We start from the raw sequence: 26,146 nt of genomic DNA on the forward strand, positions 1-26,146 counted from the left end.
TATCCAAGTTTAGGCGCTGCTTTATATTTATGTAATGGTTACACATTTTTGACTCATCTAGTCATTAGTCGTAAATTTTATTGACTATTAACTTTTGAAGACTGCTTGAAAGGGGTCTTTTTCTCTTTTTTCTTTTTGGTCTTTGTCTTTTCGTAATCTAATTCTTTCAGCTTTTTCATAATTCGGCTGAAATACTCTTGTAGATATGTTTCTACGGTAGCTGTTTGTTGTTTATCTAGGTCGAAGGTTGTATAAACTTCTTCCATGGGGGCGTTTAATGCTCTACCACTGGCTAATACTTCTGAGAAGGCTAGTCTATCAGCTACATTCCATCCCCATTGGAAAAATCTTAATAAACCTTGTACACCACGTAGTAAACCAATGGGCATTCTGGTTACTCTGGCACTCTTTCCAGATAGGCGCTCGCAAATATTAATAATTTCTTCTGCACTCCAAGCACGAGTACCCACTACAGGGAAAGTTTGTTTTTGGGCTTCTGGTACATTCAGGGCGCGAATCGCAAATTTAGCAATATCCTGAGTATCCATGTAAGCGATGGGTGAGGATGCACCTGTCACCCACACTGGCTGATTTTCTAAAATGGGTATGCCATATTGACCAATTAAACCTTGCATAAATCCAGCTAATCTTAAAATGGTATAATTTAATCCAGATTCAGCTAAATATAATTCCGTACAGCGCTTAATTTCCATTAAGGGTACATTAGGATATTTATCGGCATCAAGAATAGAGAAGAATATAAAACGCTCTACACCAGCAGTTTTGGCTGCTTGAATTAGTGATACTTTTCCGTCCCAGTCTACTTGTTTAATGGTTAAGGAGTCTGTAGCGCGAGAGGTAGCAGCGTCAATAACTGCTGTTACACCTTCTAATGCTTCTTCTAAGCTTTGGGGATAACACAAGTCGCCTTTAACTAATTCTGCACCCCATTCTTTCAGAAATGTAGCTTTTTTGGGACTACGAACTAAACAGCGAACTTTATAACCCTCGTCAATAGCACGACGAGCTACCTGTCTTCCTAATGTGCCAGTAGCACCGACAATTAATAATGTCATGGAGAAGATTATATATTTTAATGTTTTATGATAAGAATCTTAACAGAATTAGCTGTAGAAACAAAACTTTACATTTTTTTCAGAAAATAGGTGACAGGTGACAGGTGACAGGTGACAGGTGACAGTTAATTATTCACCCCATCACCCCAACTCCCCATCACCCGTGCTTATTCTTCAGCGCCTTGGATTTTTAGTAGTAAAGCACCGATACCCCAACCTACGAAGATTAAGCCGAAAGATAATAAGGCTGCGTTTAAGATTTCGCCACCCATTTGCTGTGATTCTCCTTTGTGAAGTGGATGAAGTGTGTTGATGTTTTCCTATTTATGAGACTGCGGAATTTAATCTGATCACTCAAATCTCATTTTTGCTAGTCTGCTAAATTAAAGGAAACTAGGTTTTGTATTGTCTCTAGACTGAGACTCTCATAATTAATTCTAAAGTAGTTTAGCAGCTAATTGGTGCTGCAACTGAGATAGAAAATATTCAAGTATCATTTTTACCAATGCCTAATCACGAATCACTAATCACCAATGCCCAATCACCAATCACCAATCCACGTTTAGCCGTTACGATGGGAGATCCTGCCGGAATTGGTGCTGAAGTGATTTTAAAGGCTTTAGCAGATCCTGCCGTGACGGAAAATTGTGATTTGGTTGTGGTTGGTAGTCGGGATTTACTGACTAATAGTTATAAAAATTTGCTAGAGAATACGGATAATAAATCAACTTTGGCAAATCCAGATCAGTTAAATGTGATTGATGTGGATGTACCAAATTCTGGGGAAATTGTGACTGGGGTGGGTCATGCTGCTAGTGGTGCGGCGAGTTTTGCTTATATGGAATCTGCGATAGCTCAAACCTTGGCAGGTAAGTTTGCTGGTATTGTTACAGCACCCATTGCTAAATCTGCTTGGAAGGCTGCTGGTTTTGATTATCCTGGACAAACGGAACTTTTAGCCGAAAAGGCTGGTGTGGAGCGTTTTGGGATGTTGTTTGTGGGGCGATCGCCTTTTACTGGTTGGACTTTGCGGGCTTTACTTGCTACCACACATATTCCTTTATGTCAAGTAGCTGATACCTTAACACCGGAATTATTAACCAAAAAATTAGATTTATTAGAAGAATGTTTACAGAGAGATTTTGGGATTAAAAATGGCAGAATTGCGATCGCGGGTTTAAATCCCCACAGTGGAGAAATGGGACAATTGGGAAGGGAAGAAATAGATTGGTTAATTCCTTGGTTGGTAGAAGAAAGACAAAGAAGACCACATTTACATTTAGAAGGACCCATACCCCCAGATACAATGTGGGTGAAACCGGGTCAGGCTTGGTATGGTAATTCTGATGTTAAAAATATTGCTGATGCTTATTTGGCACTTTATCATGATCAGGGTTTAATTCCGGTGAAGTTAATGGCTTTTGATCGAGCGGTAAATACTACTATTGGTTTACCGTTTGTGAGAACTTCCCCAGATCATGGTACTGCATTTGATATTGCTGGTCAGGGTGTTGCTGATGCTACGAGTATGAAAGCAGCGATACAGTTAGCGGTGGAATTGGTGAAACAGAGGTTAGTCATTCAACAATAATATTATGAGTTTATCTCACGCAGAGGCGCAGAGACGCGGAGAGGAAAAGGATGTCTAGAAGTACAAGTTATCATGCAAAACTAATTCAAGACTTACAAAATCCCCTGGAAGCAGCAGCTTATATTGAAGTTGTTTTAGAAGAAGGTGATCCAAAAATGTTAAATAAAGCAATTAAAAATGTAATTGAAGCTCAAGGTGGAGTTGAGAACCTAGCCCAGAAATTATCTGAGCAAGGAGAGATTGAATTTTATGGTTTAACTACTTTATTAGATGCTTTGGGATTACAGTTAGGAGTAACTGTGAAGTCAGCTTGTTATTTCTTAATTCCCTACATTTAATTTGACAATTACTGGAAAATGATCGGAAGGCCAAACATCTTCCCTTTGTTGACGATCAATAATTACCTGTTTAATTTGAAAACGGCGATCGCAATATATCGTATCTATAGCAGCAGTAGCTTCGCCTGTAAACTCATGAAAAGTTTTTTGTTCTTCTAAGGGAAGGGTAGCTAAAGCATCTTGAGTTCTGTGATTATCAGCTAAAACCATCCGTGCTAAGGTATTGGGACTAGCGTTAAAATCACCTGTTAATAAAAGATGATCTTCTGTGGGGAATTCCATTAAACATAAACTAATTAAACCTGCACCTAACTCTCTAGCTTTTGCACTTTCGTGATCTAAATGAGTATTGACAATAGTGAGGGAAAGGTCAGAATTATTAACTTGAAAATTTGCCCAAGTGGCCATGCGTGGTAAACGGGTATCCCAGGTGATGCTACCAGGAATTTCTGGAGTATCACTCAAATAAAAGTCCTTAGTTTTTTGTAAGTTGAGATTTTGGTGATTATAAAAAATAGCACAATGTTCACTTTCACCTGTACCTGTGCGATCGCCCCCCACAAATTTGTATCCTGGTAAAAGAGCTTGTAAATCATTAAGTTGGTGGATTTTACCTTCCTGTGTACCGACTACATCGGGTTGGTAATATTGAATTATAGAGGCGATCGCACCAACCCGTTTTTCCCATTGACACATTCCAGTATCTGGTTTGTCATAGCGGAGGTTAAAACTAATTGCGGTAATGTTCATCACTGTCTTTAATCTCATCAATATTGAGAATAATATATAGTAAGTAGATATTTTTATGGTTCTTACATCACTTAATTAGTCAGACTTTCACAAAAATGCAAAATCTACAATTTCAAATCTATAATCTCAAATTAACAAGAGGCTTGAGTAGATACAAAAGCCCTGATAGACTTTAGCTGTAATCATTCAAACTCAAACTAAATATTTAGTCAAGCCTCAGTAAACTTTCTCAGTAAAATCAGCTATACAACCCAGGTATTAAATCGAAAAATCATCAAAATTTGAATGCTTACATTTTTGTGAAAGAAGGTTTAAACTTTTTAAACTTTATGGCTTTCAGGTGCTTCAAACTTATAACCATAACCGCGCACAGTTTTAATAAACTCTGGTGTACTAGAATCAGATTCCATTTTTTTACGCAATTGGCCAATATGCACATCTACAACTCTGCCATCTCCTACATAGTCACAACCCCATACTTTTTGAATTAATTGGGGACGACTCCAGGCTTGACCAGGATGACTGGCTAAAAAATGTAAGATATTAAACTCTAAAGCAGTTAAAGCCAAAGGTTTATTATTCAGTGTTACTTCTCTCCCTTCAGGATTAATTGCTAATTGTTTAAACACAAGACGTTGTGCTTGATTTGGTTGGATGTAGCGGATACGTCGTAAAAGTGCCTCCACTCTCACTTCTATTTCTGCCAAACTAAATGGTTTAGTCATAAAATCATCTGCACCAGCAGCCAAAATTTTGATTTTATCAGCTTCATCATTACGGCTAGTCAGTATCAAAACTAAAACATTAGTTCGACTCTGCATTTCTTGACAAAGTTTGTAACCATTGGCATCTGGTAAATTCCAATCCAAAATTACTAAGGCTGGATTGAACTGCTCAAATAAAGTCATAGCACCTTTACCGTCTGATGCAGATTCTATTTGGTACTTCCGACTTAGAAACCGATTGACGAGATTTCTAACGCTGAAATCATCATCTACGATCATAATCTTGGGAATATCAGTGGTAAGCTTATCCATAGTCTAGTGCAGTCTATTGATTGATTTGACAATTTCTGTAGCGACAGTTTGGTTGAGATGCTGCATTTGAGAATTATCTTAGCTTCTAGTTAACTAAGAACCAACAATTCTTTAGTCTTTGTATACACTGAATTTTCCCTGAAGTTTATGCAAACTTCATAATAATCCCTAAAAAACAGATCGGTAATGTATGATTTTGGTATTTTTTGGAATTTTTTTTGTATAAAATGTCAGTTTTTCAGGATTTAATGACGAGGAAATTAAGATATGGATTCCATAGCTTATGAGTCTTAATTGATACGTTCAATAGCATCCCGTGTAGCTTTATATGCCTCAATAAATGTCCGAAATGACTCTTGTGATATGTTTTCTGATACTAAATCTCCAACTACTTGCTCGAGAATTTGATCTAACTTTTGTCGGACTAAATCTTTATTCTTTTGGCGATATTCTAATAGTTTTACAACTAATCTGATGTATTTAGCAGCATTTTCTCTCTGCTTTTGTTCAATTTGTTTTTGAGCAATATTTCTATCATTCTCTATGGCTTCTCTAGTAGTTTTATATGCTTCATTGAAGGTTCGGAATGATTCTTGGGAAATACTTTCTTTAACTAAAGCTTTAGCTGCGTTATTAAATGTTTTGTCTAATATTTTTTGTCTCTCTTCCAGATTATACTGACCTGCTTCCATTAAGTTAATAGCTAAATTAATATATTCATCTGCTTCATCTTTACGATTTTGTTCTAACCATACTTTTATTTGCCTAATCCATTCTGCTGCCAATACAATTACCGTCACCCACAAAGCTATATAATCTGCATTTTCTTGCACAAAAGATGGTTTATTTCGCTCATAAAAGGACAAGGCACCAGGATGTAAAGCAATACCAATGACACCAAGATTATTAGGTTGATTTATTTCCGCAATTAATGGTTGAATTTCAGCATTTTCTTGAGCAATTTCGTTAACTATCTCTTGACGATATTCATTGATAATTTGTGTGATTTGATTAATAACATAGGGATCAACTTTATTACTAGCTAATAACAGTCTTGGTATGGCAATTGTATCTAGGTTATTTGCTGGGACAGCGGGATTCCCTTTGTATGTACCTTGGGGAATAATAGCACTTTCTAAGGCAGGTTGCTTAATTTTCATAGCTTCTGCCTGGGGAATTTTTATTAATTCTCCTTGGTAATTATTGACGAATTTAGAGATTGATTTATTGCCTAATGCACGAACTCTAAATACTGCATCTGCTTTGTTGTTTTGGAAATCTTGGTCAGCTTTATTATCATCATAGCCTTGAATAGTTTTACCATTACTATCTAATCCTGTAATTTTGAAGTCTTTTTGGCTTAAACCATAATGTTCTGCTATTTTAAGAAATGATTGATATTGTCCACCACTGGCAGCTAAAGCAATGGTTTTACCTTTAAGATCAACCAAATTATTAATATTCTTATCTCTGACAACTAACTGAAAAACATCCTTATATAATACAGAAACTACTTTTGCTGTTGGTTGTTTTCGGTAATTTGCAAATGTGCGCTTTTTAGTGGCTAAAGTACCAATATTCTGAGATACTACATCAGCTTGGGCTGTTACTAAATCAGCTTCCCCTGCTGATAACATACTCAAGTTTTTTGTTGTACCACCACTCTTTTTGATTGTAATTTTGATGTTCGATCTGCGCTCTACGACTTTTTCTATTGCTTCACTGATAATATAGCTTTCTCCAGTTTCATCGCCAGCAGCAATGGTAATTTGAGGGGAGATGAAACGATTACTTATGTTCCAGATAATAATAGCAAAAATGCCAATGCTGGCAAGACCAAGACTAACAAATATGAGTTTAGATACAGGATCGAGAGTTAAGGTAAAGTTGGTCAATTTAGATTGACTATAATTTTTAGATGTTGTCATGGTATGTCAAAATTCCAGTTTTATTAGAGTTTAGAGATGATTCTCATAACTCACTTTTAATAATTTAATTAATTTTTCATACATGAGAAATAGATATGATTCCTGATTTTCAATAAATCTTTTTACTGAATTTGATCAGATAAATGGGAGTAACTTTTTTAATATCACAATTAAGTTAAGCTTAGTTTATAAAAACAATAAAATTAGGATAAATATATTTAAGCAGTAAGTATAATGCTTGTTATGAATAAATTTTGGAGATAGATATTTGCCTAAATCTCTTGGTATTTGCTGTATATCAAAAGATAGATTCTATAAATAGAAAAGAAGATTTTTTTATTGCAAATATTATTTAGATTTTAATTCTTAAGAGGGAAAAAGATATTGTAGTGTTTTGTTAGATTATTATTGGTGTAAAAAATATAAGAAATAGAAAATCAAGGCATAGAGGGAATGAAAAATAAACTCAAGGATAATACGTTGGTCAGTCGTATTATACCTTCACAGCCACCTGTAGAAGTAGAGTCCGATGTTCATGTGGTTAAATCTCGTTTAGAATGGGGCAAACCAGCATTTACAATTTTAGATGTCCGCGATCGCTTAACCTATAACCAAGGACATATTATGGGAGCAATACCAGTACCCATAGATGAATTAAGGGCAATTGTATCAACATTTTTAGATGAAAATCGTGATATTTATGTTTATGGTATTAATGAAGGACAAACCGCCCAAGCTGCTCAAATATTGCGATCTGATGGGTTCAAAAATGTATCTGAACTCAAGGGAGGTTTTGCCGCGTGGAAAGCGATTGGTGGACTAACGGAAGGTGTAATTGAATCAAAAGTTACCCATAATTAACAGGTTTACAAATTACGAATTACTGTTAATGTTCAAACAAATCTTTAAATTGCAACAAGTCCAAAGAAACTATTGTGGGGAGAACCTGAAAACATTGTTGTGCTAGTTGCCAGCGTTCTTCTCGTTGTAATATTTGAGTGAGTTTTTTTTGTACACTTAGTAAATAACGGACATCATTAGCTGCATAACTAAGTTGAGCTGCGGATAAATTAACCGCGTTACCCCAGTCAGAACTTTGAGAGCTTTTGTCTAGTTCCACCTGTTCTAATTCTTGAACTACATCTTTTAAACCATGACGGTTGGTGTACGTACGAGCTAACTTACTAGCAATTTTAGTACAGAAAACCGGGTTAACATGAATATCTAAATTATGACGTAAAGCAGCAATATCAAACCTGGCAAAGTGAAAGACTTTAGTAATGTTAGTTGCTTCCAGGAGTTGTTTTAAATTGGGTGCGACTGCTTGGCCTTTAGCGATACGGACAACGGTAACTTTTCCTTCTGGGTTACACAACTGCACTAGACAGAGGCGATCGCGGTGTGTTAATAATCCCATAGTTTCCGTATCCACAGCTAGAGCATCAGCTTGTAAATACTCAGTTAAAGTAGCTGCATCTAAATCGCGATCGCACACCTGAAAATCATGTAATGTCATTAATATTTCCCAAATAGAATCTAGTGTTTCTAATTGCAATTACTTTATCAGAAACCTAGCTTTTTTTGTCAAAATTATGACTAAATTAGTTGACTAAATCTATCTAGTGTGGAGAAATATTTGTGTGAGATAAACTTCACCCTTAGCATTAGTGGCAACTCCCACGCCTGTAAGTGTATATTTACCTTGAATATTTTTTAAATGTCCAGGACTATTCAGCCAACCAATAACAGCTTGTTTAGATGGGTCACTGTAGCCAACATTAAAAGCCACATTTTCCGCAGCATTTTCATATTTGAGGGGTAAAGCTTTAATTCGCTGTTCAAAACCGTGATGACTAAATTTTACCTTACCATTAGCCATATTTTGACTATGAATTCTAGCTTGCTTTGTAATACTTGCATCTAAAGTTAATTTTGAAAGTCCTTGAGAAGTTCGATATTGATTAATTTGGTCAAAAACTAATTTTTCTAAATGGGAATTTTGCGAATTAAATTTTGATATGGATGCCTGAATAGTAGTATTAATTGACTTCTGAGTTTGAGAACCTGTTTCAGTAGAATTACTACGACGGATAGGAACAGTCATGAAACTACTAGCCAGGACAAGTACACTTAAAGCCATGCCAAAAGCAGTTTGTCGAAACATAGACAATTAGGTATTGTATTGATTTTTAAGATACATACTCTATCTTCTGAACTAAAAATAAGTAACAGGATAGTGTCTAGTATTTTTTTACTTAGGAATTTTCTCAGGGTTACTTGAGTAATGGTTTAAGGGTTAAAGTTCAGAATTTTCCTGATCAGGAATTACCAACCTGTACTAGAAAACTGGAGGCTTATGTGCATTAATTCCAAAATGACATATTAGTTTCCTGAAAATCTGCTAATTTTATGACTAATAAACCGCCAATATTTCATATCTAGAAATCTCCTTGTATGGCTATAATATGCTGCCAAAATGTCTTTGTAATTACATTTTTAATCAAAAAAATATATAAAAAATAGTATCCGCTGACAGATGTCAGAGATACTGAAAACCTAATAATTCATAAGTTACCAGTCATATCCAGTCTGTTTAAATACTAATCATGAAGACAACAAAGGAAACGGAGTAAGTAGATTAACTTTTATTTTTCCTCCGTTTCCAATGACTAATGACTAATAACTAATATTTATTCAGGAGTGAGAAATTTGGCTACAGTTTGCACATCTTTATCACCTCTACCAGAACAGTTAATCACAATCCGGGGACTACCGCTCAGTTGAGGACACAAAGTTTCTAAATAGGCGATCGCATGAGAAGTTTCTAAAGCTGGTATAATTCCTTCTAACTTGGATAAGCGCTGAAATGCCTCTAAAGCTTGATCATCGGTAACACTGTAATATTCCGCTCTGCCAATATCCTTCATATAGCTATGTTCCGGCCCCACACCAGGATAATCTAACCCCGCACTAATGGAATGAGGCTCAATTACCTGCCCTTCATTATCTTGTAATAAATAACTCATTGCACCATGCAATACACCTACTTCTCCCTTTGTTAAAGTCGCAGCGTGTTTATTAGTATTTACACCTTCCCCCGCTGCTTCCACACCAATTAAACGCACAGATGGTTCTTTGACAAACTCATGGAAAAGTCCCATCGCATTAGAACCACCACCCACACAGGCCATGAGAATATCCGGTAAACCACCCCATTTTTCCATTGCTTGAGTGCGGGTTTCTTGACCGATAACCGCATGAAAATCACGTACCATCATTGGGTAAGGATGGGGACCAGCAACAGAACCCAGGATGTAATGGGTAGTTTCTACGTTCGTTACCCAGTCGCGGATAGCCTCAGAAGTGGCATCTTTGAGAGTTCCCGTACCCGCAGACACAGGACGAACTTCCGCACCCATCAAGCGCATTCTGAAGACGTTTAAGGCTTGGCGTTCCATATCATGAACACCCATGTAAATAATGCACTCTAAACCAAAGCGAGCGCAGACTGTAGCAGTAGCTACACCGTGTTGTCCTGCCCCAGTTTCGGCAATGATCCGCTGTTTACCCATGCGTTTAGCCATTAAAACTTGACCCAGGGCATTATTAATTTTATGCGCTCCGGTATGATTTAAATCTTCACGCTTTAAGTAAATTTGCGCTCCTGTGCCATCGGGACGGGCATAATGGGATGTTAGACGTTCCGCAAAGTATAAAGGTGTAGCACGTCCTACATAATCTTTCAGTAAACCTTGTAATTCTGCTTGAAAACTAGGATCATTACGATATTGTTGATAAGCTGTTTCCAGTTCAGCTAAAGCCGGCATTAAGGTTTCAGGAACATATTTTCCACCAAAGCGGCCAAAACGTCCCAAATTATCGGGAACTGAAGTTGTTGAGGGGTTAGAAATAGGTGTAATAGTCACAGATAAGTTTAAATTACAGAACAAAGTTAATTTTAATTCTAGAACTATTGAGGTTCCACCTCTAGTTTTAATTTATTTAAAACCTCTTAATTGTATTCTGACTCAGAGGGCTGAAATTAGGATTGACGCATTGACATAAAACACAAAATATGAACAAAGAAAAGAACTATGTCTTTTGTAGGGGTTTAGCATTGCTAAACCCTTACTTACTAACTAACCTTTCTTCTATCTCCTCGCGGCTTTTTTGGGTAATTTATGATTCTTGAATATCCTTTTGTACAGCTTGAATTTGTGCAAGAGATAATTCACTAACTTCTGCAATTTGTTCTAAACTCATACCAATTCGCAACAAATTGACAACAAACTTTTTAACTTGTATTCATGTATTTTTAAGCATTAATGGCCGCTACGCTGCGCGAACAGGATTTACAGGATTTTAGAATATTCGATTAATCTAATCGTACCAAAAATAGTACAATAGTTATGTAACACCAATCTAACCTATGTATTTTCTCTGCTTAATAATTATGTTTAGTGTTTCTGTAAATATTTCTTTTTGATTTTACCATACACTCTTTCTAGCAATAACTTTGTTAATCGTATTTGTGTTAATTCTGGAATATTCCCAGCATAATCTTTTTTATGATCAAAAAACTCATTGATCTCTAATAAAATTATTGTCAGTTTTTTAATAATGTTCTCGGTTCTATACTCTGTTAAAACTTCTGGTTGTAAATTTAAAGAAACTGGAGATTCTAAAACTTTTAAAATTCTTTGTACATCATATTCTAAACCATAACCTGCGATTTTATAACAATTAAATCCCGGATCTAAATAATCAGAAAGTCCGCCGTTCACACTAGAAAAAACCTGACAACCACTAGCTAAAGCTTCCATTGGTTGCAAACCAAAACCTTCACTCACATTCTGTAAAGCCCAATATTCAGCGGAATCATAAAGGTAAATTTTGGCTCTGTTGAATAATCCTGGTAAGTCTTCGATATAAGAATCTACAACAAAGACATGACACTTTTTTTGTAGTTCTGGAATTAATTGTGTGAGTAAATATTCTGAAGATTTCCGTGCTTGCACTAAAACATCAATATCTCTTTTGAAATGCAGATTTGTGAACGCTTCAGAAATTTGATTAGGTAAATAATAAATTAAATTATGAGGTGCTTTTTGTCCCCAATATCCCATGGTGTTACGGCTAACTGTAATAATGGGAATACTGGGAGGAAGATTAAATTTATAACCAGCACTATGAGCATGATAAACAACGTTATATTTTTGCAGTTTGGGAGCTAATTTAGCAATATCAAATCCCCAACTAATCACAAAAATGACATCATCTAAATTTTCATTGTTTTGATTTTTTAATAAGTCATCTAAAAATGGTTTGTCTGGTTCTCTTTGACGGTAGGTGACAACTTCTACATTACATATATTTGCAGCTAATTTGACTGTTTTTAATTCTGCCCATAAACCACCACAAGCAAATTTACCATCTGTTCCTGGCAGTAAAAAATAAAGTTTTCTCATGTTCACTTTTTCCCTATTCCCTATTCCCTATTCACTCTTAACTGTAACCTGTAACCTAATTCAACCTTGCCATTTTACTTGCACAAAATGTGCTTCTTTACCCCAAGTATCTCTTGTGAAAATAATATTTTCGATAGAGAGATTAAAGGGAATAGAAGTTGTAATATAACGTTGGGCGATCGCTCCTAAGTCTGGTGCAAGTTCTGATGCAGTAGTTGCAGCAAGTCCTAAACCAATCAGTTGTTCAATGGGTCGGAAAGGTAACATTACATACACACCTACAGCTAACCCAGCAGTTAAAACCATAGATACAGATAAATTTGTCCCACAACGGGGATGAACCGCTAAATCCCATTCTCCACTGGTGAGACGATGTTGAGCTAGTGTAACAGCACGACGCAATTGGCTAATATTCACATCACCATAAAGGAAAAATCCCTGTTCTGTGGACAACCCGCTTAATGATTCGTTATCGAATTGTACATTGGTAGGTTGACGAGGGGAGGAGTAGACGTTTTTTGTTTCACCTAAAACCCAAACTGTGGCGTGTTCTAGAGCGTGAACTTGACGTAGTGTGAGAATTTCTTGTAAACCAGGGACAAAAGATAATTGTGCTAATAAATCAGTATCTTGATTAGATGTTGGTGTAATCCAGTCAAAGTTCAAAAAATCAAATGGAGAAGATTGATCTGGAAAAGAAGCAGGAATATTCATAATACCCAAGCAGATAAAACAAATGTATTTTCAATATAACCTCTGTAAAACTGAATTATTGATAACTTTTCTTGATAGGCTGGTCAACATAATTAAACATCAGTCCTTCTGGATATAGATCCCCGACTTTTTAGGAAAATCAGGGATCTGATGTGAGTATTACGTTTTTTGAAGTCTCAGCTATTGCAGGTCAATGATGTACAGATAGTCATCACAAATATTTGCACCACAAGGTTTTTACTGCTGACCGCTGAAAGCTGTTGTAGATTCCTTGATCCTTTCTTCAAGGTTCTGTTGTGGTGAGTTGAAAGTCAAGGAACTTGTGGTAGAAGGTTGACCCTGAAAAATATGGGTGAGGAGCAAAACAATTTTTAAACTTCAGAAATGAATTTTGAGCAAGTAAAGGCGATGAATCGCGGTTCACTCAGTCACGGGTAAATCAGAATGATTAGGTAACGTACAACAATTAACATCATTCAAGCAGACTTTACCCCATTGCAAAGCCCAGCGAACCAAAGCGACTCGGTTTTCGGTTTTAGTTTTGGTCAGGATGTTGCTGATATGATTATCAACTGTCCGTTTGCTGATTTCCAGCTTTGCTGCAATTTCTTGGTTAGTTAAGCCAACGGCCACTAAGTCGATAATTTGCAGTTCTCTGTCTGACAGACTGACAGGTGTCCCAGACTCACTAGCAGCCATGGCCTATTTAATCCTCTCTTGTGTATATGTACTCAATCACTTTTTCTAATTCTAAAAGATTCTCTCAGAGCTAGACATTATAAATGTTTCTACTAATACCAAAGTCCATAATTTCTTTGGATTTGATCTGAAGGTTAATGTCAATTATGAGAATTTGTGTATTAAAAGTAACTAACTTTTACTAATGAAACTGCTGTATCTGGGGATTTCATCGCATTTTCTACTATATCTAGGAATAAAAATTGTGATTGTATTGTGTGAAGAACAGGAGACAGAGAGATAATGTTGTAGATTTTATACAGATTTGTCACAAATCCCAAGTCGTAAATCGAAAATGAGATGAGTAATCCCCGTGTTTTGTGCCTTGGCGAAGTTTTGTTTGATTGTTTAGCCGATCAAATGGGGCTAAAGCTAGAAGAAGTCAAGTCTTGGACTCCCTACCCAGGGGGAGCGCCTGCTAATGTGGCTTGTGCTTTGGTCAAGCTGGGAACACCAGCAGGGTTTATTGGTGCAGTAGGAGAAGATAACCCAGGTCAACAGCTGGTACAACTATTACAAGAAGTAGGTGTAGATACAACTGGTGTACAACAACATCCCGCAGCCCCAACTCGACAGGTTTATGTGGTTAGAGATTTAAATGGCGATCGCTCTTTTGCTGGTTTTGGTAAATATGATACTAGCGAATTTGCTGATACTCGCCTACAAGCTAAACAATTGCCAGAATCTTTGTTTAACGAAGCTGATTTTCTAGTTTTGGGAACTTTAGAGTTAGCTTATCCCGAAAGTGAGGCAGCTATTCACCAAGCTTTGAAGTTAGCAGAACAATATGACCTGAAAATAATTTTAGATGTCAATTGGCGACCTGTATTTTGGCAAGATGCTAATCTGGCAAAACAAAAAATTGAGGCTTTGTTACAACGATTCGATTTTCTCAAACTGACTAAGGAAGAGGCTCAATGGTTATTTAATACTACTGATCCTGGTGCTATTACTTACCGTCTCAATTCTTTGGAAGGAGTGTTAGTAACTGATGGTGAAAATGGTTGTGCCTATTGTTTAGGTGAAAATGAGGGTAAATTACCTGCTTTTGCTATGCCTGTGGTAGATACTACTGGTGCAGGAGATAGCTTTTTAGCTGGTTTTATCCATCAGTTAATTCAGTTAGGTATTAACAGTTTAAAAGATGCTGCCACTGCTAAACGTGTAATTACCTATGCTAGTGCAGTGGGGGCTTTAACTACCATTAAACCAGGTGCGATCGCCTCCCAACCAACTGCGGCTGAAGTTGAGGCTTTTTTAGCTGATCATCAACTTTAATACTTCACAGTTATCAGTTCATTTACAGTGAAACAATTCATACTCATACCCATATATTCCCGGCAACTTTTGATCATCACGCAGACATTTTTTCACTTCCTGACTCATGGGAGCATGAAAATTGACCAGCCATAAATCAAAAGGTCGTGGTAATTCTTTGATAGTCTGTTCTAGGGCTGTAGTAGAAGTATTGGGGTTTTGGCCTTGATGGGCAAGGAGAAATTGGGTGTTAGCTTGTGAACTAGAGAATTTTAACTCCCAAGCTATGCCCATCATTTCCCCAGTTTGGACTAAGCTTTTGTGGGTTGTGGCAATGAGAACTGGTACTGAAGAATTTTGTGTAATTATGGGAAGAAATAAATCAGGGCGGTAATATTTGCGATAACCAAGATTAAAAGTAACTGTGATGGCACTGATTAATCCCATTACCCAAATCAAGATGACAGCTTGTTTGCCAGTGATACCCCATTTGCCGGTGTTGGGATTTTGATAACAAACTGCCAGACTTGCAGCCACTAAAATTATTACTGCTGGAAAATAAACAAAACTATAGCGAGCGCCCCTGGTGAGGTCAATACCCAGGAAATAAGTAAAGCAGAAAAAGAAAGCGATCGCTCCTAATACTACCCCAACAAATGCCTGAGTGATAGAACCAATTTCCGGTTCTTGTAATTGAACTTTTATTCCCCTAATTAAAATTGGCAATGCCCAAATAAAGAAAATTAACATCACCAACCCAGATAATATAACCACCGTTAACTGAGGTGCTTCTACTGGGAGTAAGGAAATCATGGTAATCCATGTACCTAAAACTTGAAAAATGGGGCTAATCCAACTTAATCCCACGCGCTCACCTTTAATCCACTCTGTTAACGCGCCAATGTAGCGATTTTGTAACCAACCAGGCAACCACACTAACCCAGCAACAGCCGTACCAACTGCTACATAATAAAGCCGCCACCACGGAGGAGAAAGCAACACCCAAGTTTTTGTCTGAATTTGTTGTTTCCAAGCTACAAAAATTAAAACTACAGCCTCAGCGCCAAGAGTGAGAACAAAAAAGAAATGAGTAGCAAAACCCAAGGCGTTAACTCCCACCCAAGCAATAATTAACCACAAAGGTAATAATTTTTGCTTTTCCAAATGACGAATAGCAACTACCAAGCAAGCGAGGGAAAGCATCACCCACAGCATAGCCAAGGTATAATGACGGGCTTCTTGTGCTAAGAATACTGCGTATGGTGAAACTGCCATCATTGCAGCTGCTAATTGTCCGACTAATGGAGAACGAAAAGCTAATTTACCTAAAAAATAAGCACAGGGAATAGAAACTGCACCCAGTAAAGCCGGAAATGAACGTGCTGCAAATAGGGATACTAAACCTTCTGGGTGAGGAAATAACCGCATCCACAGATGAACCAGGACAAAATATAGTGGTGGGTGATTATCCTCTGTGAGAATACGAGCAATTACATCTCCCATACCAACTGTGGGATTTATTTGCAATGGTTTTAATAAAATATCAGGGGCGATCGCTTGATCTAAAGGTACTGGTAAAAAACTATTTCCCAAACTAAATACTAAAGTAGCAAATTCATCAGTCCACGGAGGTTTAGCTGTTAAATTAGTCAAACGTAAGCCGATACCAATGATCAACCAAATCAGCAGCAGTAAAGGATGAAACCAGGGAGCAGAAACGGTAGAGCGTCTATTATTTAAGTCCATTTTTATTTTTTTAAACTTTTATTTTTTAAACTTTTATTTTTTTAAACAGCGTTCTTGTACTTTAACTACATTTCCTCTTTTTAATAACTCTGATACAGTTACAAATTCATATCCCTGGGGAGTATAAGTCTGCAAAATTTCCTCTACTACCTCTACAGTATTATGGCGACTAGCATATACTCCTTCTTTTGCTGTCCCATCTGAATCATGTAAAAGTATAATTGAACCGTTATGAAAATTTTTTTCAAATCTCTGCATCATTTCCGCAGCAGATTTACCACGCCAGTCCTGTAAATCTACATCCCAAAAAATAATCGGTTTGTGCATCTGTTTTAAAACATTCGTGACCACAAAACCAGCACGACCAAAAGGGGGTCTAAAGTGAATATTGTTTGGTGAGATTAATTGATTAATTAAAATATCAGTTTCGGTAATTTCTTTATAAATAATATCTTGAAATTTACTATTGAGATTGTAATGATGCCAGGTATGGTTTGCTATTTCATGTCCCTGTTTTTCCAAAGTTCGGAGAATTTGGGGATACTTTTCGCTGTGTTTTCCCAAGACAAAAAATGTTCCCTGCGCCTCATAATCTAACAGGATTTGAGAAATGACTCTAGTGTAAACTGGATCGGGGCCGTCGTCAAATGTCAGTGCTAAAACTTTATCAGGAGTGTTGACACAAAATACTGACTCTCCAAATAGGCTGGGAAGCAGGAAACGCTTTGGCCAAGCCAATTCTAAAAAACAGGAAATTGCTATTACTATTAATAACAGAGGCAGGATTTTAGAAAATCTGAATTTCGATGGACGATGTTTGCCAAAACCCAGGAAATAAAATCCCTGAATCAAGGGTTTAACTAAAGGCATCATGACAGGTTAAGCAAAAATTCTAACATTGAAAGTATATCAGATTATAAGTAACTACCTTTTGAGATTGGTTTATAAGAATTCAGGAGTCAGAAGTTAGAATATTTGTTTTTAGATCATTTTTCGCTGTGCTTTCTGAAAGTGATTCAATAACTAGATATGGCGATTTCCCTTCTTCCTAAACCACCCAAGAAAGACGCTCTTTTTGAGGAACTGCTAAGACAGGAAAGAAGTCTAGAACACGAAAATCCTGATTTTTTAACTGCGCTAAACTGTAGTAGACAAACATATTGGCTCCCACACATCCATCAGTCCTTTAATCTCACCAAGGCTCAATAGTATCAATTACATCTTCAACTCTGCTAAACCCAAATAACGAATACCTTCCGGGGAAATATCAAACCGACAAGGTAACACTTCTAAACCTACATTGATCGCTTCCCGTAACAATTGACCATAAATAGGATCGGTACTATCACCAGGAGCAAACTGTGTACAATCACCACGATTGATAAAATACAACATTACCGCCCGATTTTGGGGTAAAACATCCATTAATTCTCTTAAATGTTTTTGTCCTCTGGTGGTTTCTGTATCAGGAAATAGTGCTAAATCTCCCTGTGACCAAGTAGTATTTTTTACTTCTAAATAAATTGGACGTTGTGTTTCATCGCCTGTTAAATAAAAATCTACACGGCTTTTTTTATCCTTGCCATACACCACTTCTCCCTTGACTTGGGTGTATTCTTTCAATTCAGAAAATAAATATTTTTCTAAAGCAATTTTAACTACACGATTAGGTAAGGCAGTATTTACACCCACCCAAATAGGTTCTATATCTTCTACTTGAATCAATTCCAAAGTATAAGCTAATTTGCGTTTAGGGTTATCACTAAAAGAAAGTTGTACAGGACTACCTACTTTTGATACACCTGTCATCGGTCCAGTGTTGGGACAATGTGCAGTGACAACTTCCCCGGATTTAAGTTCTACATCAGCAAAAAAACGTTTGTAACGTTTAATTAAAATACCTTCGTATAAATTAGGATAGCGATAAAGCCAGTCAGCCATTATGTTTGGTAATTTCTAAATTATAATTATTAGTCAATATACGATCAACCTGATTCTAAAATAAGCATTAGATTTATTATTTAATATATAGTATAGCCTTAGACAAAGCAGTTAGGACATTAATTAACACTAAAACTTACACACTGAAAGGCTTTTAGCACTGTCACCTGCTATATTTTAATATTTTGGCTTATTAATGAGACACTATAGAAAATATAAAATATCAGAACTTTATATACATCAAACCTGGTTCTACTAATGGTTACTACTGAGTATTATTTACGGTCAATAGAACGTTTGTTAATAGTCTCTCAAAATCTGTGTTTAGCTCATAGCTTAGAAGAGATTACGAAAATTGTCTTATTAGCAGTCAGAGAACTGACACATTCTGATGGTGCTACTTTTGCGATTTTAGATAATGGCTTTTCCTATTATGTTGATGAAAATGCTATTACTCCTGTGTTGAAAGGTCAGAGATTTCCCGTTAATCTCGATATTTCTGGTTGGGTAATGATGAATAGAAAAACACGTATTATAGAAAACATTTTAAATGAGCAACAAGTTTATATTCATGTTTATAAACATAACTTTATTGAAAGTATGACTGTAGTTCCCATTTGTAGTGAAAAACCAGTTGGTGCAATTGGTGCTTATTGGTCTAATCACCATCAAGGGACTACGGAAGAGTTAGAAATACTAGAATTACTGGCGAAAAGTACAGCGGTGGCAGTTGAAAATTTACAAGTATATTCTCAATTAAAACGGGAATTAAGCGATCACACAATTGCCTTAGAAAAGGCTAATACTCTTTTACAAAAAGAAATCCAAAAAAGTAAAGCCATGGAAGCAGAAGTGCGCCGTCTTTCCCTGACTGATGAACTAACAGGATTAAATAATCGGCGTGGTTTTTTCCTATTGGCTGAACAACAGTTAAGATTATCTAAGCGGTCAAAAATCCATACTGGTGTGATGTTTTTTGAACTCCATAGACTAGCAGATATTAAGGAACAATTTGGTATTGGACTAGCTGAAGATGCTGTGATAGAACTTTCTCGGTTACTAAAACGGAGTTTCCGTAATTCTGATACTTTGGGGCGTATTAGTGAAGATGAATTTGTCGTATTAATACAGGGATACAGCCTCACTGTTGATGTGATAGAGGAACGAGTCAAAACTAATGTTTCTGAATTTAATCAAGCTCACCATTTACCTTTTTCCCTAATAGTCAATATTGGTGTCAAAGACTATAATTATTCCTCAACAATTTCCTTAGAAAATATGATTACCTTAGCTCATGCTAATGTCTACGAAAGACAAGATTAACTAACAGCAAAAATGTAGTTAAATTTACTACATTTTATTGATAGCTGACTATAATATATATTACAGACCTCCCATATCTAAAAATGGGTAGGACTTAAAAATGCAAGGAGGTAAATCCTATGCAAGAAGTTTCCCATGCGACAGAATTAGAATATGCTTTTCTCTTTACTTTGAGGAAAGTAAATTCTCTTAATCTACAAGGTTTTGAACTATTTTTTCAGAATTTACCTTTAGATCCTTATATTAAAGGAAAATATCGTTTTCGACGTTTATCAAGAATCATGGTTGCTGAGGAGAGATTGATTAAACTTCCCCATGGTCATTTATGCCAACGCAGAGAATATAATCCTTTGTTGGGTGATATTAAAAGAGAGTTTGCAGAGTTAGAAGATGAAATGATAGAACTGGATATTTTTAAAAGTCTAGTTTTAGCATTTATTGATACTTGTAAACTGCATCCAGAAGCGGAAATTGGTGTGCATCAAATCAGAACTATCTGTTCACCTGGACATTCAGGAAATCCTGCACCTGAAGGTATTCATCAAGATGGCACTGATTTTATTGGGATTTTTTCTGTCAATCGGGAAAATATTCAAGGTGGAGAAACACATTTATATACTGCTAAAAAAGAGAAGCCTGTTTTTAATAAAATTCTGCAACCAGGTGAGTTAGTTGTAGTTAATGATCATCAGTTTTTCCATTTTACTAGCCCGATTAAGTCGGAAATTCCCGCCCCTGGTGCTAGGGATGTTTTTGTTTTAACTTCTCCTAGTTTAATGACAGACTTAGAAATGATGTAAGGTACAAGCGGAAATAATTAACCGCAGATACACACAGATAAACGCAGATTAGATTTGCTGATCTGAAATTAACACTTTGACACATAAAGTAGAGACTTTCTCTAGAAGGTCTCTATATCTGTATATTTTCACCAAATTTATTTACAATGAAGATAGTGAAATATGATACAAAATTATGACTTTAGAATTTTACGCTCGTGGTTTAGAAAAGGCTAAACAAAAAGACTATATTGCTGCTATTGAGGAGTTTAATCAAGCTATACAGGAAAATCCTGATTTTACTGATGCTTATATAGAAAGAGGTTTAGCCTATTATTACTCTGGTGCAACTCTACAAGGGGTGTTTGATTATAATGAGGCTATTAAGTTAGATGGAGAAAATGCTAAGGCTTATTATTTTCGGGCTTTAGCTAAGTTAGATTTAAAAAACCTATCTGGTTGTTTAGAAGATGTAGAAAAGGCAATTCAGTTTAAACTTCATCATGGGGCTGTTTATGATTTACTGGGAACAGTGAAGCGCAAACAAGGAAATCTTCCAGAGGCGATTGCTAATTTTAAAAAAGCCACAGAATTATATTTAGCAGCAAAAGATAAAGACAATGCTCAACAGTGTTTAGAGAAAATTAAACAACTACAACCAAAATCACCACCTCAAGCAAATCCAGAAATACAAAAACCAGTTAAAGTTATCTCAACTCAAGATTATTTTAGACAATTATTAGATAAGGCTGAAAATGGCGATACAATCGAAGCATTAGCTGATTTAAATTGGATCTTAACTGCCGATTCTCAAGATGTATATGCTTATTGTTGTCGTGGGGTTGTATATTGCAAAGTTGGTAATTATCGAGATGCAATATCAGATTTTAATCAGGCAATAAAATTAAATTTTCAAGATGCTATTGTTTATCGAAATCGGGGTAAAGCTCGTTCTCATTTAGGAGATCACCAAGGAGCATTAGCTGATATTAATAAAGCCTTAGAAATGCAGCCAGAAGATGTTTTAGTCTATATTTCCAGGGGGAATATTTATCAATCAATGGGTAATTATTTAGCAGCTATTCAAGATTATTCCCAAGCTATAAATATCAATCCAGAGCATCCTTTAGCTTATTATAATCGTGGCATTTCTCATACCTGTTTGGAAGAAATGTCAAATGCTGTGGCCGATTATCAAAAAGCTGCTAGTATTTATTGCGAACAAGAAGACTGGAAGAATTATCAACAGGTATTAAATAGTCTGCAAAAAATCCAATCATCTCTACCAGAAACAACCAAAGCTACCTATAATTTATTGCGCCAGAGGTTATTAAGAATGGTAGGAGGACATTGGGAAATAGCAGAAAGATTAATTCAACAAAAAAAGGATTTTTTCCCAGGAATGACGGAACAATGGTATTTACAAAAGGTAATTGATGATTTAGAAAGAGATAGACGTTAATTTAATGATAAATTCTGTTTTTTCTATCTTAGAAAGGAAAATTCCAAATCTTAATAGTCTGATCATCACTACCACTAACTAAAGTTTTACCATCAGCACTAAAAGCTAAAGAATTGACTGTTTTAGTGTGTTCTGTTAAGGTTAATATTTTTTCACCTGTGTTAACATCCCACATTTTGATTTCAGAATTAATAATTAGGTGACATTCTGAACAATCTCGATTAGCAGCGACTAGAATATTACCATGAGGACTAAACACTAAAGATGTCGCATTATTATTTATTTCCAAGGTACGGATTTCTTTATTTGTTACCATATCCCATAGTTTAATTGTGCGATCTCGACTAGCACTAGCTAAAATCTTACCATCGGGACTAAATGCTAATGATGTCACTGTTTGATAATTTGGTGTTAAAGAATTAATCGGGGTCTCTTGATTAATATTCCAAATTTTAATAGTTTTATCAAAACTACCACTAGCAATAGTTACACCATCAGAACTAATAGCTAAAGCACGTACCCAGTCAGAATGACCTGTTAGAGTACGAATTAATTTACCTGTATCTAAATTCCAAACTTTGATAGTTTTATCATCACTAGCACTAACTAAAGTTTTAGCATCTTTACTAATAGCTAAAGCATAAACTGAATCAGTATGACTAATTAAAGTATGAATAACTTTACCCGTATCTAAATTCCAAACTTTAATGGTTTTGTCATCACTCCCACTAATCAGGATTTTTCCATCGGCACTAATAACGAGTTTATTAATATTTTTTTCATGTCCTGTGAGGGTAATAATCTCTTTACCTGTAGCTGTATCCCAAAATTTTATGGATTTATTGACACCACTAGCAATACTTTTTCCATCTGGAGTAATAATAACTGAAGCCAGTGAGTTACTATTATTTATTTCTGTAATTGTTTTCATTAAAACAACATTTTCTTTTGACTCTTGTTGTTCTTGGTAAACTACAGGCTGAGTATTTTCAGTCATTCTATTTTTACTAAATCTAGAAGAAATTGCAGTTTGTAACTGATGAAAATTTCTATAACCAAATTCTCCTAAACCTAAAAATACCATGGTTGTGATTATTAATAACAAATTTCGTAAAAACAGATATTTTTTAGGATAAAAATTATTGTGTTTTGAGGTTGGCAAAAATGAATTACTAGCAGGTGCTAAAAGATGTGTATATTGTTTACTTAAATCTCTAATTACTTCATCGGTTGAATGATAACGATTTTGAATGTCTGTTTCTAATAATTTACTGATAATCGTTGTTAGTTCATTACTAACGGGTGAATGTAAATAGTCCTGCCAATTTTTTACCCAACTATAACCATGTTCCATCCATAGTTGAAAAGGAGAAACTCCTGTCAATAAATGAAAGCAAGTTGCACCTAAACTAAATAAATCACTAGATGGATATGCTTTACCATCCCTGATTTGTTCGATTGCAGAATAACCATGCGAACCTATTGAAGTACCATGTTTTTTCTGTACTCTAGCTGTTAATTGTTTAGAAGAACCAAAGTCAATTAATGTTAATCTACCGTCAACTTTACGACGGATAATATTTTCTGGTTTGATGTCTCTATGAATAACTCCGCGATTGTGAATAAATTTGAGGATGGGTAACAAATCTAATAATATAGATTGAATATCCCAATCTCTATAGTGTTTTCTTAACTGTAATTCCTGTAATAAGTTATTGCCATCAATAAATTGTTGAACTAAATATAAACAGTTATCTTGTTCAAAGTAAGCTAAAAGAGTAGGTATTTGTGGATGTTCTCCCAGTTCTTGAAGTCTCTTTGCTTCTTCGCTAAACAACTCCATGGCTTTTTTTTGTGACCATGTTCCTTTAAATTTTGGTGCTAGTTGTTTAACTACACAAAGGTCATTTAATTTATCTGTATCTTCTGATAAATAGGTTCTACCAAATCCCCCTTCATCTGAAAGTAAACTAATGACACGAAAACGATTTCTGAGCAGGGGAACTAAAGGTGTATTGCAACTTTGACAAACCTCTTTTCCATCGGGGTTTTGTGGATTTTTGCAATCGGGATTTAGGCAGCATATCATAATTAAATAAGAGTGACTGCATGGGTAAAGATGTAAAGTTAAAACTTAAAGTTAAAGTTAAACTTAAAACTTACAAACTGAATAATGTTTCTACTGATTATTTATGCACTCTGATTAATTTTCTCCTAATTATACAGCGACTTATATTTAGAATCTGGTCAAATTGCCATGAAAATATATGATGCCTATGTTAATTACTGCTCAATTAACAATGTTCATCAAAGGTTTATTTTATGAATTAAAGGTAAAATTATTTTTTGTTTTCCGGACTACTAAATTTATGTATTCATCCTCCTGAATACTGATACATGATATTTAATGGGTTTGTAATCCTTTAAACCATTTGTTTAAAACTGTGTTAATAGTTTGTTTGATTTGATGCTTACGATTCCATTTTTGAAAGGCGTTTTCATAATCCTCTCCTTTGCTTTGAAAGGTGTTCCAAATATCGAGGAAAATTGTTAACCCACAAAATATTAAAATGTATAGTGACCAGGATAAAGTACCACCACCTACAAAATCTGCTAATATTAAAAAACTGTTAATAATCGCATAATTACCTAGCCGTTTTTTAAATTTTCCTCGGCGATAAAGATCAAAGGCTTGACGTTGTTGTACTTCACTTTGTTGGGTAAGCCAGTCAGATTCTGCTTGTTTTACTAATTCTGGTGAAATTTGTAACTCACTAGCAATTTCCATAATTTGCTGATACGAAAATTCTTGATCACTTTCTACTGTTTGACGAGCGATGGCTAATTGTAAAATCTGCTGCACTTCTTCTTGGCTATAGGAACGCAGGTTGTTAGATTCATTGCTTTTCATCGTTTTATTTGTGAATATTAGTTTTAATAGACTGCTAAACTACCATTGGCTGTTTTTCTACTACTTATAGAGTAGCAAATCTCCACTAATTGCAGAATTAATCTCAAATCTCAAGGTAGAGACTTTACCGTGATCATGTCTCTACTCAGTCCCAAATAATCAACCAGCAGTTAACTTGATTACAAAAAACTAGGACGATTTTGTTGATTAAGTTTGAGTTTCTCTGTTAATAGTTCCCACTTTTCTTGTTCAATGATATCAATAAACTCATTCAGATTTTGACGATATTGATACAGTGAATTGATTAGTGCTTGACGGTTATATTGTGCCATCATTACTCCTAATTCTGGATTTCCAGCCCCAACCCTGCTGGTATCTTTAAATCCTGAACTGGCAAAGTTCTGTGCTAGTTGGAAAATTTCTGGATCTGATTCACTTAAACAAGCTGCTACTAAAGAAGCACTCACCATCACTGGTAGGTGAGAAATCCAACTTACAGCCCGGTCGTGTTTTTCCGGTGAACAATGGTAGATCATAGAACCTAGCGATCGCACAATATCCTCTAAAACAGTAATGGCATTAGTTGATGTATTTTCTATCGGTGTAATTACATAAGGACGATTTACAAACAAATTTTTTTGTGCAGCATCTATACCCACATCTGTGTTTCCCGCCATCGGATGACCACCAACAAAATTCTCCCACAAAGGAGAAATTGCCTGTACTATAGGTGTTTTAACTGAACCCACATCAGTGATAATAGTAGTCTTAGGCAAATGAATTATTAACTGCTCAACTTGAGGGACAATAAGTCCTATAGGGGTACAAATAAACACAACTTCAGCAGTGGATAGAAAACTCAATTCAGTTGCAGCCTGATCAACACTGCCGAGTTCCATCGCTTTTTGACAGGTTGACTTACGGCGGCTAACCCCCAAAACATAGTGTCCTTGAGACTTTAAATCAAAACCCAATGAACCGCCAATCAATCCTAGTCCCAAAATACCAATTTTCATTTTTGCCCTTGACTATTAAATGTTGAATTATTCTCTTCTGCATACTTTACCAACTATTGAAGTTGGCATTT

The 26,146-nt window shown here is 35.7% G+C and carries 24 protein-coding genes; 7 read left to right on the forward strand and 17 right to left on the reverse strand.

Annotated elements, in window-relative coordinates:
- Window positions 1-77: 77 nt before the first annotated feature.
- Together WJM97_RS05100 and WJM97_RS05105 are read right to left on the reverse strand one after the other, a co-directional pair.
- Window positions 78-1,076: an SDR family oxidoreductase gene (locus tag WJM97_RS05100; RefSeq protein WP_353931958.1), complete on the reverse strand. Its 999-nt coding sequence runs from the start codon at window positions 1,074-1,076 to the stop codon at window positions 78-80.
- Window positions 1,077-1,243: 167 nt separating this feature from the next.
- A complete protein-coding gene (locus WJM97_RS05105; protein ID WP_353931959.1) occupies window positions 1,244-1,348 on the reverse strand; it encodes a PetM family cytochrome b6-f complex subunit 7 in 105 nt (34 codons plus the stop codon).
- 233 nt (window positions 1,349-1,581) lie between these two features.
- On the opposite strand from WJM97_RS05105, the gene pdxA reads away from it, so the two are divergent.
- Both pdxA and WJM97_RS05115 read left to right on the forward strand, forming a co-directional pair.
- A complete protein-coding gene (pdxA, locus tag WJM97_RS05110) occupies window positions 1,582-2,667 on the forward strand; it encodes a 4-hydroxythreonine-4-phosphate dehydrogenase PdxA (protein ID WP_353931960.1) in 1,086 nt (361 codons plus the stop codon).
- 50 nt (window positions 2,668-2,717) lie between these two features.
- Window positions 2,718-3,005, forward strand: a complete 288-nt coding sequence (locus WJM97_RS05115) for a hypothetical protein (RefSeq protein ID WP_353931961.1) — start codon at window positions 2,718-2,720, stop codon at window positions 3,003-3,005.
- On the opposite strand, the gene WJM97_RS05120 is transcribed toward WJM97_RS05115, so the two are convergent.
- The 3 genes from WJM97_RS05120 to WJM97_RS05130 all read right to left on the reverse strand — a co-directional run bounded on the left by WJM97_RS05120 (window position 2,988) and on the right by WJM97_RS05130 (window position 6,720).
- A complete protein-coding gene (locus WJM97_RS05120) occupies window positions 2,988-3,755 on the reverse strand; it encodes an endonuclease/exonuclease/phosphatase family protein (protein WP_353931962.1) in 768 nt (255 codons plus the stop codon). The two genes, WJM97_RS05115 and WJM97_RS05120, sit on opposite strands and share 18 nt — an antisense overlap.
- Window positions 3,756-4,075: 320 nt before the next feature.
- Entirely contained in the window at window positions 4,076-4,792 is a 717-nt protein-coding gene (locus tag WJM97_RS05125) for a response regulator transcription factor (RefSeq protein WP_353931963.1), read from the reverse strand.
- Window positions 4,793-5,082: 290 nt separating this feature from the next.
- Window positions 5,083-6,720, reverse strand: a complete 1,638-nt coding sequence (locus WJM97_RS05130; RefSeq protein WP_353931964.1) for a TAXI family TRAP transporter solute-binding subunit — start codon at window positions 6,718-6,720, stop codon at window positions 5,083-5,085.
- Window positions 6,721-7,173: 453 nt separating this feature from the next.
- Between WJM97_RS05130 and WJM97_RS05135 the strand changes: the two genes are divergently transcribed.
- Window positions 7,174-7,581 (forward strand): rhodanese-like domain-containing protein, encoded by a 408-nt coding sequence (locus WJM97_RS05135; protein WP_353931965.1) that lies wholly within the window; start codon window positions 7,174-7,176, stop codon window positions 7,579-7,581.
- A 25-nt stretch (window positions 7,582-7,606) separates the two neighbouring features.
- On the opposite strand, the gene WJM97_RS05140 is transcribed toward WJM97_RS05135, so the two are convergent.
- From WJM97_RS05140 to WJM97_RS05165, 6 genes are all read right to left on the reverse strand, one after another.
- A complete protein-coding gene (locus tag WJM97_RS05140; RefSeq protein WP_353933112.1) occupies window positions 7,607-8,236 on the reverse strand; it encodes a ribonuclease H-like domain-containing protein in 630 nt (209 codons plus the stop codon).
- Window positions 8,237-8,335: 99 nt separating this feature from the next.
- Window positions 8,336-8,884, reverse strand: coding sequence for a CAP domain-containing protein (locus WJM97_RS05145; RefSeq protein ID WP_353931966.1), 549 nt, complete (start codon window positions 8,882-8,884; stop codon window positions 8,336-8,338).
- Window positions 8,885-9,410: 526 nt separating this feature from the next.
- Window positions 9,411-10,646 (reverse strand): tryptophan synthase subunit beta, encoded by a 1,236-nt coding sequence (gene trpB / locus WJM97_RS05150; protein ID WP_353931967.1) that lies wholly within the window; start codon window positions 10,644-10,646, stop codon window positions 9,411-9,413.
- 531 nt (window positions 10,647-11,177) lie between these two features.
- Complete coding sequence (locus WJM97_RS05155; RefSeq protein WP_353931968.1) at window positions 11,178-12,188, reverse strand: glycosyltransferase; 1,011 nt, start codon at window positions 12,186-12,188, stop codon at window positions 11,178-11,180.
- A 60-nt stretch (window positions 12,189-12,248) separates the two neighbouring features.
- Window positions 12,249-12,902 carry a DUF6391 domain-containing protein gene (locus tag WJM97_RS05160; RefSeq protein WP_353931969.1) on the reverse strand — a complete coding sequence of 218 codons (654 nt, stop codon included), beginning with the start codon at window positions 12,900-12,902 and terminating at the stop codon, window positions 12,249-12,251.
- A gap of 420 nt (window positions 12,903-13,322) precedes the next feature.
- On the reverse strand, window positions 13,323-13,601 hold the full coding sequence (locus tag WJM97_RS05165; protein ID WP_353931970.1) for a helix-turn-helix transcriptional regulator: 279 nt from the start codon (window positions 13,599-13,601) through the stop codon (window positions 13,323-13,325).
- A gap of 339 nt (window positions 13,602-13,940) precedes the next feature.
- Here WJM97_RS05165 and WJM97_RS05170 point away from each other — a divergent pair, with 339 nt between their 5' ends.
- Window positions 13,941-14,918, forward strand: a complete 978-nt coding sequence (locus WJM97_RS05170) for a carbohydrate kinase (protein WP_353931971.1) — start codon at window positions 13,941-13,943, stop codon at window positions 14,916-14,918.
- Window positions 14,919-14,936: 18 nt separating this feature from the next.
- Here WJM97_RS05170 and WJM97_RS05175 read toward each other — a convergent pair whose 3' ends face one another.
- From WJM97_RS05175 to sfsA, 3 genes are all read right to left on the reverse strand, one after another.
- Window positions 14,937-16,643 (reverse strand): glycosyltransferase family 39 protein, encoded by a 1,707-nt coding sequence (locus tag WJM97_RS05175; RefSeq protein ID WP_353931972.1) that lies wholly within the window; start codon window positions 16,641-16,643, stop codon window positions 14,937-14,939.
- A 33-nt stretch (window positions 16,644-16,676) separates the two neighbouring features.
- Window positions 16,677-17,516, reverse strand: a complete 840-nt coding sequence (locus WJM97_RS05180) for a polysaccharide deacetylase family protein (RefSeq protein WP_353931973.1) — start codon at window positions 17,514-17,516, stop codon at window positions 16,677-16,679.
- Between the two features lie 342 nt (window positions 17,517-17,858).
- Window positions 17,859-18,584 (reverse strand): DNA/RNA nuclease SfsA, encoded by a 726-nt coding sequence (sfsA, locus tag WJM97_RS05185; RefSeq protein ID WP_353931974.1) that lies wholly within the window; start codon window positions 18,582-18,584, stop codon window positions 17,859-17,861.
- Between the two features lie 258 nt (window positions 18,585-18,842).
- On the opposite strand from sfsA, the gene WJM97_RS05190 reads away from it, so the two are divergent.
- The 3 genes from WJM97_RS05190 (at window position 18,843) to WJM97_RS05200 (ending at window position 22,148) form a co-directional block, all read left to right on the forward strand.
- Window positions 18,843-19,907, forward strand: a complete 1,065-nt coding sequence (locus tag WJM97_RS05190; RefSeq protein WP_353931975.1) for a diguanylate cyclase — start codon at window positions 18,843-18,845, stop codon at window positions 19,905-19,907.
- 119 nt (window positions 19,908-20,026) lie between these two features.
- Window positions 20,027-20,707: a 2OG-Fe dioxygenase family protein gene (locus WJM97_RS05195; protein WP_353931976.1), complete on the forward strand. Its 681-nt coding sequence runs from the start codon at window positions 20,027-20,029 to the stop codon at window positions 20,705-20,707.
- 175 nt (window positions 20,708-20,882) lie between these two features.
- Window positions 20,883-22,148 (forward strand): tetratricopeptide repeat protein, encoded by a 1,266-nt coding sequence (locus tag WJM97_RS05200; protein ID WP_353931977.1) that lies wholly within the window; start codon window positions 20,883-20,885, stop codon window positions 22,146-22,148.
- A gap of 28 nt (window positions 22,149-22,176) precedes the next feature.
- On the opposite strand, the gene WJM97_RS05205 is transcribed toward WJM97_RS05200, so the two are convergent.
- The 3 genes from WJM97_RS05205 to WJM97_RS05215 all read right to left on the reverse strand — a co-directional run bounded on the left by WJM97_RS05205 (window position 22,177) and on the right by WJM97_RS05215 (window position 26,075).
- Entirely contained in the window at window positions 22,177-24,237 is a 2,061-nt protein-coding gene (locus WJM97_RS05205) for a serine/threonine-protein kinase (protein ID WP_353931978.1), read from the reverse strand.
- A 315-nt stretch (window positions 24,238-24,552) separates the two neighbouring features.
- Window positions 24,553-25,059 (reverse strand): 2TM domain-containing protein, encoded by a 507-nt coding sequence (locus WJM97_RS05210; RefSeq protein WP_353931979.1) that lies wholly within the window; start codon window positions 25,057-25,059, stop codon window positions 24,553-24,555.
- A gap of 179 nt (window positions 25,060-25,238) precedes the next feature.
- Window positions 25,239-26,075, reverse strand: a complete 837-nt coding sequence (locus WJM97_RS05215) for a prephenate/arogenate dehydrogenase (RefSeq protein ID WP_353931980.1) — start codon at window positions 26,073-26,075, stop codon at window positions 25,239-25,241.
- Between the last annotated feature and the right edge of the window lie 71 nt (window positions 26,076-26,146).

Source organism: Okeanomitos corallinicola TIOX110 (genome assembly GCF_038050375.1).
Lineage (GTDB): Bacteria > Cyanobacteriota > Cyanobacteriia > Cyanobacteriales > Nostocaceae > Okeanomitos > Okeanomitos corallinicola.

Bases quoted from the DNA above. Each gene is read 5' to 3' on its own strand.
- WJM97_RS05210 (WP_353931979.1), bottom strand. From the start codon at position 25,059: ATGAAAAGCAATGAATCTAACAACCTGCGTTCCTATAGCCAAGAAGAA.
- WJM97_RS05180 (WP_353931973.1), bottom strand. From the start codon at position 17,516: ATGATGCCTTTAGTTAAACCCTTGATTCAGGGATTTTATTTCCTGGGT.
- WJM97_RS05155 (WP_353931968.1), bottom strand. From the start codon at position 12,188: ATGAGAAAACTTTATTTTTTACTGCCAGGAACAGATGGTAAATTTGCT.
- WJM97_RS05160 (WP_353931969.1), bottom strand. From the start codon at position 12,902: ATGAATATTCCTGCTTCTTTTCCAGATCAATCTTCTCCATTTGATTTT.
- WJM97_RS05120 (WP_353931962.1), bottom strand. From the start codon at position 3,755: ATGAACATTACCGCAATTAGTTTTAACCTCCGCTATGACAAACCAGAT.
- WJM97_RS05175 (WP_353931972.1), bottom strand. From the start codon at position 16,643: ATGGACTTAAATAATAGACGCTCTACCGTTTCTGCTCCCTGGTTTCAT.
- WJM97_RS05215 (WP_353931980.1), bottom strand. From the start codon at position 26,075: ATGAAAATTGGTATTTTGGGACTAGGATTGATTGGCGGTTCATTGGGT.
- sfsA (WP_353931974.1), bottom strand. From the start codon at position 18,584: ATGGCTGACTGGCTTTATCGCTATCCTAATTTATACGAAGGTATTTTA.
- WJM97_RS05200 (WP_353931977.1), top strand. From the start codon at position 20,883: ATGACTTTAGAATTTTACGCTCGTGGTTTAGAAAAGGCTAAACAAAAA.
- WJM97_RS05165 (WP_353931970.1), bottom strand. From the start codon at position 13,601: ATGGCTGCTAGTGAGTCTGGGACACCTGTCAGTCTGTCAGACAGAGAA.
- WJM97_RS05205 (WP_353931978.1), bottom strand. From the start codon at position 24,237: ATGATATGCTGCCTAAATCCCGATTGCAAAAATCCACAAAACCCCGAT.
- WJM97_RS05195 (WP_353931976.1), top strand. From the start codon at position 20,027: ATGCAAGAAGTTTCCCATGCGACAGAATTAGAATATGCTTTTCTCTTT.
- WJM97_RS05125 (WP_353931963.1), bottom strand. From the start codon at position 4,792: ATGGATAAGCTTACCACTGATATTCCCAAGATTATGATCGTAGATGAT.
- WJM97_RS05145 (WP_353931966.1), bottom strand. From the start codon at position 8,884: ATGTTTCGACAAACTGCTTTTGGCATGGCTTTAAGTGTACTTGTCCTG.
- WJM97_RS05170 (WP_353931971.1), top strand. From the start codon at position 13,941: ATGAGTAATCCCCGTGTTTTGTGCCTTGGCGAAGTTTTGTTTGATTGT.
- WJM97_RS05100 (WP_353931958.1), bottom strand. From the start codon at position 1,076: ATGACATTATTAATTGTCGGTGCTACTGGCACATTAGGAAGACAGGTA.
- WJM97_RS05135 (WP_353931965.1), top strand. From the start codon at position 7,174: ATGAAAAATAAACTCAAGGATAATACGTTGGTCAGTCGTATTATACCT.
- WJM97_RS05140 (WP_353933112.1), bottom strand. From the start codon at position 8,236: ATGACATTACATGATTTTCAGGTGTGCGATCGCGATTTAGATGCAGCT.
- WJM97_RS05130 (WP_353931964.1), bottom strand. From the start codon at position 6,720: ATGACAACATCTAAAAATTATAGTCAATCTAAATTGACCAACTTTACC.
- WJM97_RS05115 (WP_353931961.1), top strand. From the start codon at position 2,718: ATGTCTAGAAGTACAAGTTATCATGCAAAACTAATTCAAGACTTACAA.
- WJM97_RS05105 (WP_353931959.1), bottom strand. From the start codon at position 1,348: ATGGGTGGCGAAATCTTAAACGCAGCCTTATTATCTTTCGGCTTAATC.
- pdxA (WP_353931960.1), top strand. From the start codon at position 1,582: ATGCCTAATCACGAATCACTAATCACCAATGCCCAATCACCAATCACC.
- WJM97_RS05190 (WP_353931975.1), top strand. From the start codon at position 18,843: ATGGTTACTACTGAGTATTATTTACGGTCAATAGAACGTTTGTTAATA.